The 14,392-nt window shown below is 66.8% G+C and carries 13 protein-coding genes; 9 read left to right on the top strand and 4 right to left on the bottom strand.

The features are described from left to right. The first annotated feature begins 119 nt into the window (after nt 1-119). Nucleotides 120-1,280: a signal recognition particle-docking protein FtsY gene (gene ftsY / locus DIE06_RS19280; protein ID WP_124662722.1), complete on the top strand. Its 1,161-nt coding sequence runs from the start codon at nt 120-122 to the stop codon at nt 1,278-1,280. A 103-nt stretch (nt 1,281-1,383) separates the two neighbouring features. Here ftsY and maiA read toward each other — a convergent pair whose 3' ends face one another. Further along, complete coding sequence (gene maiA, locus DIE06_RS19275; RefSeq protein WP_124662721.1) at nt 1,384-2,028, bottom strand: maleylacetoacetate isomerase; 645 nt, start codon at nt 2,026-2,028, stop codon at nt 1,384-1,386. Between the two features lie 198 nt (nt 2,029-2,226). On the opposite strand from maiA, the gene ybiB reads away from it, so the two are divergent. Continuing rightward, nucleotides 2,227-3,201, top strand: coding sequence for a DNA-binding protein YbiB (gene ybiB / locus DIE06_RS19270; RefSeq protein ID WP_124662720.1), 975 nt, complete (start codon nt 2,227-2,229; stop codon nt 3,199-3,201). 395 nt (nt 3,202-3,596) lie between these two features. After that, nucleotides 3,597-5,243, top strand: a complete 1,647-nt coding sequence (leuA, locus tag DIE06_RS19265) for a 2-isopropylmalate synthase (RefSeq protein WP_124662719.1) — start codon at nt 3,597-3,599, stop codon at nt 5,241-5,243. Between the two features lie 143 nt (nt 5,244-5,386). On the opposite strand, the gene DIE06_RS19260 is transcribed toward leuA, so the two are convergent. Together DIE06_RS19260 and DIE06_RS19255 are read right to left on the bottom strand one after the other, a co-directional pair. Continuing rightward, nucleotides 5,387-5,770 (bottom strand): nuclear transport factor 2 family protein, encoded by a 384-nt coding sequence (locus DIE06_RS19260; RefSeq protein WP_124662718.1) that lies wholly within the window; start codon nt 5,768-5,770, stop codon nt 5,387-5,389. A 45-nt stretch (nt 5,771-5,815) separates the two neighbouring features. Further along, nucleotides 5,816-6,385 (bottom strand): acyloxyacyl hydrolase, encoded by a 570-nt coding sequence (locus tag DIE06_RS19255; RefSeq protein WP_124662717.1) that lies wholly within the window; start codon nt 6,383-6,385, stop codon nt 5,816-5,818. Between the two features lie 360 nt (nt 6,386-6,745). Here DIE06_RS19255 and rpoH point away from each other — a divergent pair, with 360 nt between their 5' ends. The 5 genes from rpoH to cydX all read left to right on the top strand — a co-directional run bounded on the left by rpoH (nt 6,746) and on the right by cydX (nt 11,203). Next, nucleotides 6,746-7,681: an RNA polymerase sigma factor RpoH gene (gene rpoH / locus DIE06_RS19245; protein WP_124662715.1), complete on the top strand. Its 936-nt coding sequence runs from the start codon at nt 6,746-6,748 to the stop codon at nt 7,679-7,681. Nucleotides 7,682-8,009: 328 nt separating this feature from the next. Continuing rightward, complete coding sequence (gene cydP, locus DIE06_RS19240) at nt 8,010-8,288, top strand: cytochrome oxidase putative small subunit CydP (RefSeq protein WP_124662714.1); 279 nt, start codon at nt 8,010-8,012, stop codon at nt 8,286-8,288. Then, nucleotides 8,278-9,858, top strand: coding sequence for a cytochrome ubiquinol oxidase subunit I (locus DIE06_RS19235; RefSeq protein ID WP_124662713.1), 1,581 nt, complete (start codon nt 8,278-8,280; stop codon nt 9,856-9,858). Before cydP ends, DIE06_RS19235 begins: the two co-directional genes overlap by 11 nt. Before the next feature lie 31 nt (nt 9,859-9,889). Beyond that, nucleotides 9,890-11,026 carry a cytochrome d ubiquinol oxidase subunit II gene (gene cydB / locus DIE06_RS19230; RefSeq protein WP_124662712.1) on the top strand — a complete coding sequence of 379 codons (1,137 nt, stop codon included), beginning with the start codon at nt 9,890-9,892 and terminating at the stop codon, nt 11,024-11,026. Between the two features lie 54 nt (nt 11,027-11,080). Further along, entirely contained in the window at nt 11,081-11,203 is a 123-nt protein-coding gene (cydX, locus tag DIE06_RS19225) for a cytochrome bd-I oxidase subunit CydX (RefSeq protein WP_124662711.1), read from the top strand. A 109-nt stretch (nt 11,204-11,312) separates the two neighbouring features. On the opposite strand, the gene DIE06_RS19220 is transcribed toward cydX, so the two are convergent. Beyond that, entirely contained in the window at nt 11,313-11,675 is a 363-nt protein-coding gene (locus DIE06_RS19220) for a hypothetical protein (protein ID WP_260433651.1), read from the bottom strand. Between the two features lie 116 nt (nt 11,676-11,791). Between DIE06_RS19220 and DIE06_RS19215 the strand changes: the two genes are divergently transcribed. Further along, nucleotides 11,792-14,278: a family 20 glycosylhydrolase gene (locus DIE06_RS19215; protein WP_124662710.1), complete on the top strand. Its 2,487-nt coding sequence runs from the start codon at nt 11,792-11,794 to the stop codon at nt 14,276-14,278. Nucleotides 14,279-14,392: the final 114 nt, after the last annotated feature.

Below are 14,392 nucleotides of genomic sequence, written 5' to 3'. Positions count from 1 at the left end.
CTGACGCGAGTGCCTCGCCGCACTGATAAAATGCACGGTTTCGGCCGCCGTGCGCACACGCGACGGCCTCTCCGGCGCTCCGCCCTGGCGGCGCCCCGCCCTCTTCCCGACGTCAGACCATGTTCAGCTTCTTCAAACGATTCAAGAAAACGCAGGAGCCCGACTCCGCGGAATCGCAATCGACCGACGCGCAGCAACCGGACGAGCCGTCCGACGCGCCCGCCCCCGAGCCCCGCCAGGCGCTCGAAGCCCCGCAAGCGCCCGCGCAGCCGCAACAGGCCGCGCCGGCCGTCGTGATGACGGTCACGCCGACCAACGACGGCAGCGATGAAGTCGTCGAAGCGGTCGAGATCGTGCCGCCGCCGACGCAGGACGCTTCCGCGAAGAAATCGTGGCTCGCACGCCTGAAGTCCGGGCTCGCCAAGACGGGCTCCAGCATCACCGGCGTGTTCGTCAACACGAAGATCGACGAGGATCTGTACGAGGAACTCGAAGCCGCGCTGCTGATGTCCGACGCCGGCGTCGACGCGACCGAGTACCTGCTCGACGCGCTGCGCGAGAAGGTGCGCGCGGGCCGGCTGACCGATCCGCAGCAGGTGAAGGGCGCGCTGCACGACCTGCTCGTCGAACTGCTGAAGCCGCTCGAGAAATCGCTGATGCTCGGCCGCGCGCAGCCGCTCGTGATGATGATCACGGGCGTGAATGGCGCGGGCAAGACCACCAGCATCGGCAAGCTCGCGAAGCACCTGCAGAGCTTCGACCAGTCGGTGCTGCTGGCCGCGGGCGACACGTTCCGCGCGGCCGCGCGCGAACAGCTGGCGGTCTGGGGCGAGCGCAACAACGTGACGGTCGTCCAGCAGGAAAGCGGCGACCCGGCCGCGGTGATCTTCGACGCGGTCAGCGCCGCGCGCGCGCGCAGGATCGACGTGATGATGGCCGACACGGCTGGCCGCCTGCCGACGCAGCTGCACCTGATGGAAGAGCTGAAGAAGGTGAAGCGCGTGATCTCGAAGGCACACGACGGCGCACCGCACGAGGTGCTGCTCGTGATCGACGCGAACACGGGCCAGAACGCGCTCACGCAGGTGAAGGCATTCGACGATGCGCTCGGCCTCACGGGCCTGATCGTCACGAAGCTCGACGGTACCGCCAAGGGCGGGATTCTCGCCGCGATCGCGCGGCAGCGCCCGGTGCCCGTCTACTTCATCGGCGTGGGCGAAAAGGTCGAGGACCTGCAGCCGTTCAGCGCGGTGGAATTCGCGGACGCGCTGCTCGGCTGAACGCCGCCGAGCCGGACCGCACGGGGCGCCTTCGGGCGCCCTTTTTCATGCGCCGCCAGCCGTCAGCCGGCGGCCCCGTGGCGTCATTCGGCGTCATTCGGCGTCATTCGGCGTCGGGCTGCACGCCGGGCTCGGCGGCCTTGAACCCATCGAGCGTCGACGCATGATCGGCGATCCGCTGGATCGTCGGAAAGCGTGTCGTGTCGATCGAGAAACGGTTCGCGTTGAACACCTGCGGAACGATGCAGATATCGGCGAGCGTCGGCGTGTCGCCGAAGCACAGCGTGCCGGTGCGCGGATCGTTCGCGAGGCGCGTCTCGAGCGAGGCGAAACCCGCCTCGATCCAGTGCCGGTACCATTCGTTCTTCGCTTCCTCGGGCACCTTCAGCGTGTGCTTCAGGTACTTGAGCACGCGCAGGTTGTTCAGCGGATGGATCTCGCAGGCGACCTGCAGCGCGATCGCCCGCACATACGCGCGGTCGGCCGGCGCCTTCGGCAACAGCGCCGGTTCGGGATGCGTTTCCTCGAGATATTCGATGATCGCGAGCGATTGCTGCAGCGTGGCGTCGCCGTCGATCAGCGTCGGCACGACCGCATCCGGGTTCACCGCACGGTAGGCGTCCTTCAGTTGCTCGCCGCCGTCGCGCAGCATATGCACGGGGATCGTGTCGTACGGCAGCTGCTTCAGGTTCAGGGCGATCCGCACGCGGTACGACGCGGAACTGCGGAAATAGCTGTAGAGCTTCATGGGATGTCTCTCTTTTGGTCGTATCCGGCCGGCAACGGGGCCTGCGGCGTACGCGCGGCACCGCCGGGAACCCGAGTTTAGCGCGCCGCGCGGCGGCGGCGCGCGGCCGCGCTTGGGCGAGCCGCGCCCGTGCGATACTCGGGGCATTCCTTACCGCTCACCGCGCGGCCCGATGCCGGCCGCCCGCCCCATGCCCCGATGACCCATCCCCACGACTCCGCAGCCTCGCCGTTCCCTTGCGCCCGCTTCATCAAGGAAATCGGCCGCGGTCCGAACGGCGCCCGCGCGCTGTCCGCCGAAGACACGTTCGAACTCTATCGCGCGATGCTCGACGCGCGTGTGTCGGACGTCGAACTCGGCGCGATCCTGATCGCGTATCGCCTGAAGGGCGAAAGCGCCGACGAACTGGCCGCGATGCTCGCCGCCGCGCAGGCATCGTTCGAACCCGTGCACGTGCAGGATGCCGCGTTCCGGCCGGTGTCGATCCCGAGCTACAACGGTGCGCGCAAGCAGCCGAACCTGGTGCCACTGCTCGCGCTGCTGCTCGCGCGCGAAGGCGTGCCGGTGCTCGTGCACGGCGTCGAGCGCGATCCGGGCCGCGTGACGAGCGCGGAGATCTTCTCGGCGCTGTCGATGGCGCCGTCGACGTCGCACGACGCGATCGAGGACACGCTCGCGGAGCGCCGCGTCGCGTTCGCACCGATCGCTGCGCTGGCGCCGCGCATCGCGCATCTGCTGTCGCTGCGCGGCGTGCTCGGCGTGCGCAATTCCACGCACACGCTCGTGAAGATCCTGCAGCCGTTCGCGCCGGCCGGGCTGCGGCTCGTCAACTACACGCATCCGCCGTACCGCGACAGCCTCGCGCAGCTGTTCCGCGATCATCCGGACGCCGCGCTCGGCGGTGCGCTGCTCGCGCGCGGCACCGAAGGCGAAGCGGTGGCCGACACGCGGCGCCAGGTGCAGGTCGACTGGCTGCACGACGGCGTGTGCGACACGCTGATCGAGCCCGAGCGCTCGTCGAGCGACGCGCCGCCCGTTGCGTTGCCCGAATCGCGCGACGCGGCGACCACGGCCGCGTGGACGGACGCCGTGCTGCGCGGCGACCTTCCGGTGCCCGATACGCTTGCGCGGCAGGTCGACACGATCGTGCGGATCGCCCGGCTCGCGGCGTGACCGGTATCCCCGGGCCGGCACGCTTTCGCACCGGCCTTTCAACCGACCATTTGACACGCGCACGCATCCTGGCATAGAGTTGTCGTCATGCGTTCCTTTCCGAACACCCTCCGAATTACCTCCGGCCGCCTAACGCGGTCGCTATCGCTACGACTAGCCTAAGGCTGTCTTAGCGCCGTGTGCTGTCCGCACGGTCCCTCCCTGCAGTTCCTCGCAGCACCCTTCTCGCAGTTTTTACAACCCGAAGTCGTCAGCATTCGTCCGTCTATCCGTCGGTCGATTCGCGAAGATCATCCGCATCCGCAGCGCGTTTCCGGCGCCACGGTGCGAGGCAGCGCCAACCGTCGCCCATGCCGCCCGTCTTCGCTCGCGACTTGAGACCCGAGGCCCAGAAGATGAAGCGCAACCCGCAAGACAAGTACCGTCCGTTCGAACCCGTCCGCATCCATGGCCGCCGCTGGCCGACCCGCACCATCGAGCGTGCGCCGGTGTGGATGAGCACCGACCTGCGCGACGGCAACCAGTCGCTGATCGAGCCGATGAGCATCGAGCAGAAGCTGGAATTCTTCGACATGCTGGTCGCCATCGGTTTCAAGGAGATCGAAGTCGGTTTTCCGTCGGCGTCGCAAACCGACTTCGATTTCGTCCGCAAGCTCATCGACGACAAACGCATTCCCGACGACGTGACGATCGAAGTGCTCGTGCAGTCGCGCGAAGACCTGATCGCACGCACCTTTGACGCGCTCGAAGGCGTGCCGCGCGCGATCGTGCACCTGTACAACGCGATCTGCCCGTCGTTCCGGCGCATCGTGTTCGGGATGTCGAAGGACGACGTGAAGGCGCTCGCGGTCGAGGGCACGCGACTCATCAAGGAACACGCGGCGGCCCGCCCGGACACGCACTGGACCTACCAGTACTCGCCGGAAACCTTCAGCATGACCGAACTGACGTTCGCGCGCGAAGTGTGCGACGCGGTCGCGCAGGCGTGGCGGCCGACCCGCGATCACAAGATGATCGTCAACCTGCCGGCGACCGTCGAAGCCGCGAGCCCGAACGTGTTCGCCGACCAGATCGAATGGATGGACCGCAACCTCGCGTATCGCGACAGCATCGTGCTGTCGGTGCATCCGCACAACGATCGCGGCACCGCGGTCGCGGCCGCCGAACTCGCGCTGCTCGCGGGCGCCGACCGCATCGAGGGCTGCCTGTTCGGCAACGGCGAGCGCACCGGCAACGTCGACCTCGTCACGCTCGCGCTCAACCTCTATACGCAGGGCATCGACCCGGGCCTCGATTTCTCCGACATCGACGCGGTGCGCCGCGTGGTCGAGCGCTGCAACCAGATTCCGGTACATCCGCGCCATCCGTACGCGGGCGACCTCGTGTTCACGGCGTTCTCCGGCTCGCACCAGGATGCGATCCGCAAGGGTTTCGCGCAGCAGCGCCCCGACGCGGTGTGGGAAGTGCCGTACCTGCCGATCGACCCGGCCGACCTCGGCCGCAGCTACGACGCGGTGATCCGCGTGAACAGCCAGTCCGGCAAGGGCGGCGCGACGTTCCTGCTCGAACGCGGGATGGGCTTCACGCCGACGCGCCGCGTGCAGATCGAATTCAGCCACGCGGTGCAGACGCTTGCCGATGCGTCGGGCGAGGAAGTGACCGGCGACGCGATCTGCGCGCTGTTCGCCCGCGAATTCTTCGAGACCGACGGCCCGGCCGAGCGCCACGGTGACGGCGCGCGCTGGCAGAACCGCGACGTCGCCGGGCCGCCGCCGGCCGGCGCGACGCCCGAAGACACCGTCCGGCGCGTGGCCGCGGCCTTCGCGACGGCGGCCGGCGCGACGATCGACGTTGCCTCGTGCGAGCACGCGCGCACGACGGACGGCCGGATCGCGGTATCGGTCGGCTGCCGGGTCGGCGATGCGCCGTTGCGGCATGGCGTCGGGGTGCACGACGATGCGGCGAGCGCCGCGCTCGATGCGGTCGTCAGCGCGATCAACCGCTCGGCCTGGCATTGCGCCGACCACCGCGCGGCGGCCTGACCGCCAGGTCTCGATTCAGGGTTCCAACGACAGCGAGCGGTGCGTGACCGCCCGTGCGCCGCGCGATCCGCGCCGCACGGGCCAGCAAAAAGCGGCCCAGGAGGCCGCTTCGGTCGGGACATGAAAACGAGCGCCACGCGCGCTCATGTCTCGGTCGCGCACCGCGTTGCCTGCCACGCGAGCAGGCGCCACCGGCCCTGCTCATGGGTGTGAACGGCGGTATAGGCGATCGGAAACACCAGACCGCCGTTATTCGTTTCCATCTCGATCAACGCGCGCCCGGTGACGACGCAGGTTGCATCACCGACGGGCAGCAGGTCCTGCGACTGGATTTCGATCTGGCGATAGCGGCGGCGGCCGGCGACGATGGCGTCGATGAACTGCTGCTTGGTTTCGCGTTTGCCATTGGTGTGCACGAAGAACACCTTGTCCGACAATTGCGCATCGAGCGCCTCGCCGTCTCCGTCGACCATCGCCCGGAACCGATCGCGCTCGAGTGCGCGAATCGCATCGACCACCTTCGCCATCGCCTGACTCCTCGGCAGCGCGCCCGCCGTGCGCGGACGTGCGGATCAGAAGTTGTACTGCACGTAGAACTGGTGGAAATTTATACCAGGATTCGGCTCTTTGATACCCGCGTTAGACACATGTTGAAAACGATAACCGACCTGATACTGTTGGCGTTCTCCGAACTGCGCGCCGACGCCGACGACGTCCGCGAACTGGAATGACGTCGACAGCGACAGATTGTGCGAGATCGTCGGATGCGTCAGGAACCGGATGCCGGCGCCGGCCTCGATGAACGGGCGGACCTGGCCCGCGCTCTTGATGAAACGGAACATCGGCGTCGCGCCGATCTCCCCGAGGTTGGCGTGGACGTTGCCGCCCGTGTGCCAGTAGCCGACGTTGCCTTCCATCACGAACGCGAAGTGCCAGCCGCCGATTTCCCACCAGTTCCAGCCCGGATCCCACACCACGCCGAGATCGGCCGTGTCGATCCCGTGGCGATCGGAAAATCCGCCGCCGGCCCGGATCCCCCACCGATCCGCGAATGCGGCCCCCGATCCGCCCAGCAGCGACGCCGCCAGCAGCGCATGCAGCGCAAGCCGGCTATGGGGCCGGCGATTCTTCTTATTGTTCATCTGACACTCCAACTTTGCGGGTTGAATGGAGCCTTGCCGCAACGGCCGGCCCGAGCGAACTGAATGGTATGGTAAAGGACTTTTCGGATCGGCATCACGAAGCGAAATTGTTTGCTTCCAAAACTACAAAAATCGAAACCGTCTACCGATTACTATCAGAAACAACGGTTTACGGAACTTCCTTCGGTCAGCCCGGTCGCAAATTAGACTATCGACTCGACATGTTCGATAGAAAATCGGGAACTCGGATGGCCACGCGCCCTCTAAGGAATTAGCACTCGGATTACGGGAGTGCTAAGATGGGCCCCGGAATCTCATCCGAGACCAGGGGTTTGTCCCTGATTCCAAAGGAGTTTTTTAGTGAGCCACGCCCTGACCCTTCCGAACACCCTGAGCCCGACGCCGGCCAAGGCCGAATCGGCAGGCTCGCTGGCGCTCGCAACTCAATCGATGTTGCCGGGCCAGCTTGGCAACATCGACGCGTATATCCAGGCCGTGAACCGGATCCCGCTGCTGAGTGCCGAAGAGGAACGCCAGTACGCGACCGAATTCCGCGACGACAACAACCTCGACTCGGCTCGCCGTCTCGTGCTGTCGCACCTGCGCCTCGTCGTGTCGATCGCGCGCAACTATCTCGGCTACGGCCTGCCACACGGCGACCTGATCCAGGAAGGCAACATCGGCCTGATGAAGGCGGTGAAGCGTTTCGACCCGGCGCAAAACGTGCGCCTGGTGTCGTACGCGATCCACTGGATCAAGGCCGAGATCCACGAGTACATCCTGCGCAACTGGCGGATGGTGAAAGTCGCGACGACGAAGGCGCAGCGCAAGCTGTTCTTCAACCTGCGCAGCCACAAGAAGAGCATGCAGGCGATGACGCCCGAGGAAATCGACGGCCTCGCGCAGGAGCTCAACGTCAAGCGCGAAGACGTGACCGAAATGGAAACGCGTCTGTCGGGCGGCGACATCGCGCTCGAAGGGCAAGTGGAAGACGGCGAGGAGTCGTATGCGCCGATCGCCTACCTGGCCGATTCGCACAACGAGCCGACCGCCGTGCTCGCCGCGCGTCAGCGCGACATGCTGCAGACGGACGGCATCGCGCAGGCGCTCGAGGCGCTCGACGCACGCAGCCGCCGAATCATCGAGGCGCGCTGGCTGAACGTCGACGACGACGGCTCGGGCGGCTCGACGCTGCACGACCTCGCGGCCGAGTTCGGCGTGTCGGCCGAACGCATCCGCCAGATCGAAGCGAGCGCCATGAAGAAGATGCGCACCGCACTCGCCGAATACGCATAAATCCGCGATTTAGAGCGCTTCACCCAAAACCGCTGCCCGACCGGCAGCGGTTTTTTTTCGTCTGTCGTTTCGCCGCGCGCTTCGCTTATTAATCGACCTTATTGATCGGGTATCGGGAGAATTCCGGCCCCTTCCGCATAACCTTGATCTGCCTCAAGTTTCGACACGCGCTTCGCGACGGTCTGCCGCAGCGCAGCACTCGGCATCGGAAAGCCGGCATTTTAAAATTGGCATGTCGGCTTAAAAGGATTAAAACAGCTTAACTGCCGTCATAAATCCGACGTAAAGTCGCCCCAAACCCGATGTAAATCGATTCAGGATAATCACCTTGATCTCGATCAATAAAGAGCCTGCGCCACCTCCCCCGCAGGCCGCCGGCACGCCCGGCTGGCGCGCGCGCATTGCCGCGTGGGCTCGCGGGCCGACCTTCGCCCGCGACATCGCGCTGGTGCTGATCGTCAAGCTGGTTCTCTTGATGTCGCTCAAATACGCATTCTTCAATCATCCGCAGGCTGAGCACATGTCGCTGCCGCCTGCCGTCGTCGCCGAGAAGCTGCTCTCGGTGCCGGCGCCTGCATCCACCGAGGGAGACCACCATGATAAGTAGCGAAGTCGTCGATCTGTCGCGTCTGCAGTTCGGCATCACGGCGCTCTACCACTTCCTGTTCGTGCCGCTGACGCTCGGCCTGTCCTGGCTGCTCGTCATCATGGAAGCCGTCTACGTGATGACCGGCAAACAGGTTTACAAGGACATGACCCAATTCTGGGGCAAGTTGTTCGGGATCAACTTCGCGATGGGCGTGACGACCGGCATCACGCTCGAATTCCAGTTCGGCACGAACTGGTCGTACTACTCGCACTACGTTGGCGACATCTTCGGCGTGCCGCTCGCGGTCGAGGGCCTGATGGCGTTCTTCCTCGAATCGACGTTCGTCGGCCTGTTCTTCTTCGGCTGGAGCCGCCTGTCGAAGGTCAAGCACCTGATGGTCACGTTCCTCGTCGCGCTGGGCTCGAACCTGTCCGCGCTGTGGATCCTCGTCGCGAACGGCTGGATGAACAACCCGGTCGGCGCCGAGTTCAACTACCAGACGATGCGCATGGAAATGACGAGCCTGTTCGACGTGCTGTTCAACCCGGTCGCGCAGGTGAAGTTCGTCCACACCGTGTCGGCCGGCTACGTGTCGGCGGCGATGTTCGTGCTCGGCGTGTCGTCGTGGTACCTGCTGAAGAAGCGCGACGTCGACTTCGCGCTGCGCTCGTTCGCGGTCGCGGCCGGCTTCGGCCTCGCGGCGACGCTCTGCGTGATCGTGCTCGGCGACGAATCGGGCTATACGACCGGCGAAGTGCAGAAGATGAAGCTCGCCGCGATCGAGTCCGAATGGGAAACGCAACCGGCGCCCGCGTCGTTCACGCTGATCGGCATCCCGAACCAGGAGGAGCAGCGCACCGACTACGCGATCAAGATCCCGTACGCGCTCGGCCTGATCGCGACACGCTCGATCGACGAACCGGTGATCGGCCTGCGCGAGCTCGCGCAGCACAGCGAGGAGCACATCCAGAGCGGGATGGTCGCGTACGGCGCGCTGCAGAAGATCAAGCAGGGTGACACGAGCGAGGCGACCCGCGCCTTGTTCGACCAGCACAAGCAGTATCTCGGCTACGGGCTGATGCTCAAGCAGTTCACGCCGAACGTGACGGACGCGACGCCCGAGCAGATCAAGGCCGCCGCGAAGAAGACGATCCCGCCGGTCGCGCCCGTGTTCTTCTCGTTCCGGATCATGGTGGCCCTCGGCTTCCTGTTCGTCGCGACGTTCGTCGCCGCGTTCTGGTTCTGCGCGCGCCGCGAACTGCTGCAGGACAACCGCCGCTGGTTCCTCCGCTACGCGGTGTGGGCGATCCCGCTGCCGTGGATCGCGATCGAATTCGGCTGGATCGTCGCCGAGCTCGGCCGCCAGCCATGGACGATCGCGGGCGTGCTGCCGACGCACCTGTCGGCGTCGAGCCTGCAGCCGAGCGACCTGTACCTGAGCCTCGCCGGCTTCATCCTGTTCTATACCGCGCTGTTCGTCATCGAGATCAAGCTGATGTTCAAGTACGCGCGCCTCGGCCCGTCGTCGCTGCATACCGGCCGCTATCACCACGAACTCGCCGCAGCCGGCGAGCGTGCCGCGGTTTGAGCACGCCCCCGCAACGGAACAAGGAATCGCTATGGACTATGCAACTCTCAAGCTGATCTGGTGGCTGCTCGTCGGCGTGCTGCTGATCGGCTTCGCCGTCACCGACGGCTTCGACATGGGCGCGACCGCGCTGCTGCCGTTCCTCGGCAAGACCGACGACGAACGCCGCATCATCGTCAACACGGTCGGCGCGACGTGGGAAGGCAACCAGGTGTGGCTGATCACGGCCGGCGGCGCGATGTTCGCGGCGTGGCCGCTCGTCTACGCCGCGTCGTTCTCCGGCTTCTACTTCGCGATGCTGCTCGTGCTGTTCGCGCTGTTCTTCCGGCCGGTCGGCTTCGACTATCGCAGCAAACGGCCCGACCCGCGCTGGCGCGCGGGCTGGGACTGGGGCCTGTTCGTCGGCGGCTTCGTGCCGGCGCTGGTGTTCGGCGTCGCGTTCGGCAACCTGCTGCAGGGCGTGCCGTTCAAGTTCGACAGCGACCTGCGCGTGACCTACTACGGCGGCTTCTGGGCGCTGCTGAACCCGTTCGCGCTGCTCTGCGGGCTCGTCAGCCTCACGATGCTCGTCGCGCACGGCGCCGCATTCATCAAGATGAAGACCGACGGCGCGATCGCGCGCCGCGCGTCGATCGCGCTGCGCGTGTCGGCGCTCCTCGCGGTCGTGCTGTTCGTGCTGGCCGGCGTGCTGATCGCGTCGACCATCGGTGGCTTCCACATCACGCACGCCGCGCCGACCGACACGGTCGCGAACCCGCTGCTGAAGGACGTCGCCGCCGGCTCGGGCCTGTGGCTCGCGAACTACGGCGAGTATCCGTGGATGATCGCGGCGCCGGTCGTTGGAATCGCGGGCGGCCTGCTCGCACTGCTGCTCGCCGGCTCGAAGCAGGAAAAGACGGCGTTCTTCTGCACCGGCCTGATGATCGCCGGCGTGATCCTGACCGCGGGCTTCTCGATGTTCCCGTTCATCATGCCGTCGTCGCTCGACCCGCGCAGCAGCCTGACCGTGTGGGATTCGACGTCGAGCCACATGACGCTGCAGGTGATGCTGTTCGCGGTGATCGTGTTCCTGCCGATCGTCCTGCTCTACACGAGCTGGGTGTATCGCGTGATGCGCGGCAAGGTCACGCATCAGTCGCTCGAAGAGAACAAGCACTCGATGTACTGAACCCGGCCGGGGCGCGCACGCGCCCTCGCCCACCGTTTCGCAAGGAGTCGGATCATGTGGTATTTCAGCTGGATTCTCGGTATCGGCGTCGCGCTGTCGTTCGGCATCATCAACGCGATGTGGCTCGAAGCGCGGCAGAAGCCGCAGGAAGCGCCGGCACGCGCACGCCGCGACTGACGCATGCGCGGCGGCGGATCGCCCCGCCGCCGTCGGGAACGAACCTCGCTTCACGCGAGGTTTTTTTTCGTCCCGCCCAGCCGGACAGGCCGCGTGCGTCGATGCCAATTTAGCGCCAGATTGATACCACTTGAATACCAATAAAAGGTTTCATAAGATCTTTGGACACGGCCGCTGACAGGCCGAATCCATTTTCGGTGGGGGAGACATGCGAGTCCCGTGTCTGGCGCGCGCCTGCGCGCCGCGTCGTCGTTTGCGCGCAGCCGCCGGCCGCCGGGTGGCGGCGCTCGCCGCTGCGGTTGCGGTCGCGGACGATCGGTCCGGTCGGTCGTTTCCCGCCGACGACGGCCGCATCGACGCCGCGGCGGCCATCGCCCATCGCCGATGAACCCGCCGACGTGCGCTCGCCGATCCGATCGGCACGCTTGCCCGCCTCCCGTTCCGTAACGCACGCGATCCGCGTGTCGAACACGCACGGCGCGAACGCCTCGCGCCGCGCGCTGGTGTCCCCGCAGCTCCGTTGAAAGACCCGACCGCAGCGACGTCGTTCCACGATGCCGCTACGCCCCCTTTTTTTCAGGAGTTCGAATGAAAAGCACGTTGCCCTCCCTGTTGACCGGATTGCTGATCGCGGCGCTGTTGCCGGCCGCGAGCTGCGCCGCGACCGCGCAAACCGCTGCCGGCGCGACCACCGGCAGGATCGCCCCGCCCGCCATGCAGCCGGCCGATCTCGCGGCCCTGCTGGCGAACGGCCTCGCATTGCGCGTCGCCGTCGACAACAATCACGCGGCCGCGGCCGGCGTGCCGTGCGCCGATCTCGGCGCGGATGGCGCGGCCTGCGCGACGGGCCGCCTGTTCCTGCAGAACCGCGGCCACCAGCCGATCGCCGACGGCGGCTGGAAGCTCTACCTGCACAGCATCCGCCGGCTGCTGCGGATCGATCGCCCGGGCTTCGCGCTGCGGCGGCTCACCGGCGACCTGTACGAGCTGACGCCGCAGCCGGGATCGGTACGGCTCGCACCCGGCGAACGCATCGAGCTGCCGTTCGTCGCCGAATACTGGCTGCTGCGCTACAGCGACGTGATTCCGCGCCCGTATGTCGTCGTCGACGGCGCGCCGCCCGCCGTGCTCCGCTACAACGACACCGACGACGAGCTCCGCTATGTCGAATCGCTGCCGGCCGACGCGCAGAACAACTCGACGGGCAACGCGCCGCCCGTCGCGGCCCGCCCCGACGCGAGCCGCGCACTGCCGAGCGTGAAGCGCGAGCAGCCGCTGCCCGGCACGCTCGACCTGCGCGGCGTCGAGCTCGCGCTGCCGGACCTGCCGGACGCGCAGGTCGCGGCGCTGCGCGAACGCGCGACAACACTCGGGCTTGACGGCGTGCGCGTGCCGGTCCGCGGCGCCGTTGCACCGCGCCGGCTGCCGGCCGACATCGCGACGCCGGGCGGGTACCGGCTCGCGATCGGGCCGCGCGGCGTGCTGATCGAAGGCTACGATCGCGCGGGCCTCTACTACGGCGTGCAGACGCTCTACTCGCTCGCGCCCGCCGGCGGCGGCCCGATCCCGGCGATGCTCGTCGAGGATGCGCCCCGCTTCACGCATCGCGGGATGCATGTCGACCTCGCGCGCAACTTCAAGCACCCGGCGACGCTGCGCCGCCTGGTCGACCAGATGAGCGCGTACAAGCTCAACCGCCTGCACCTGCATCTGTCGGACGACGAAGGCTGGCGCATCGAGATTCCCGGCCTGCCCGAGCTGACCGGGATCGGCTCACGCCGCTGTCACGACCCGAGCGAAACGCGCTGCCTGCTGCCGCAGCTCGGCTCGGGCCCCGACAACCGCTCGGGCGGCGGCTACCTGACGCGCGACGACTACGTGGCGCTCGTGCGCTACGCGGCCACGCGTTTCGTCGAGATCATCCCCGAGATCGACATGCCCGCGCATGCGCGCGCGGCCGTCGTGACGATGGAAGCGCGCTATCGCCGGCTGCATGCGGCCGGCCGCGAGCAGGAAGCGAACGCGTACCGGCTGCTCGATCCGCAGGACACGACGAACCTGACGACGGTGCAGTTCTACGACCGGCGCAGCGACCTGAACCCGTGCGTGCCGGGCGCGCTCAATTTCGCGTCGAAGGTGATCCGCGAGATCGCGGCGATGCATGCGGACGCGCAGGCGCCGCTGCATATCTGGCACTACGGCGGCGACGAAGCGAAGAACATCTTCCTCGGCGCCGGCTTCCAGCAGCTGAACGGTACCGACCCGAACAAGGGGCGCATCGATCTCGCCGCGCAGGACAAGCCGTGGGCGCGTTCGCCCGCGTGCACGGCGCTGCTCCAGCGCGGCGAGATCAAGTCGATCGACGAACTGCCGACGCGCTTCGCGAAACAGGTGAGCGCGGCGGTCAGCGCGAACGGGATCGACACGATGGCCGCGTGGCAGGACGGCATCAAGCATGCGAACGGACCGCAGGACTTCAGCACGCACCACGTGATGGTATCGCTGTGGGACACCATCTTCTGGGGCGCGTCGGACAGCGCGCGTGACCTGAGCGGCAAGGGTTACCAGACGGTGCTCGCGCTGCCCGACTACCTGTACTTCGACTTCCCGTACACGCTCAACCCGCGCGAGCGCGGCTACTACTGGGGCTCGCACGCGACGGACGAGTACAAGGTGTTCTCGCTCGCGCCCGAGAACCTGCCGCAGAACGCCGAAGTGATGGGCGATCGTGACGGCAACGCGTTCGAAGCGACGGGCACGGGCCCCGCGCCGCGCATCGAGGGCATGCAGGGGCAGGCCTGGGGCGAGGTGATGCGCAACGACACGTTCCTCGAATACATGGCCTATCCGCGGCTGCTCGCGCTCGCCGAACGTGCGTGGCACCGGGCCGACTGGGAGCTGCCGTATGCGGCCGGCGTGCGCTTCAAGCGCGGCGACACCCATCACGTCGACCTGGCCGCGCTGCAGCGCGACTGGGCCGGTTTCGCGACGCTGCTCACGCAACGCGAATTGCCGAAGCTCGACCGGGCCGGCATCGGCTACCGGAAGCCGACCTTCACGCTGACGAACCCGTGAGCGGTTGACGGGATGAACGGCGGATCCGCGCAAGCGGTACGCAATGCGGATGAATGCCTCGCGCACACGCCCCGCCAATGAAAAACGGCTTGCGACGCATCGCAAGCCGTTTTC

Origin of the sequence: Burkholderia sp. Bp8998, assembly GCF_003854235.1 — a bacterium.
In the GTDB taxonomy this organism is placed as follows: domain Bacteria; phylum Pseudomonadota; class Gammaproteobacteria; order Burkholderiales; family Burkholderiaceae; genus Burkholderia.
The sequence above is the reverse complement of the archived record's forward strand: the minus strand, read 5'-3'. Positions and strand labels throughout refer to the sequence as shown.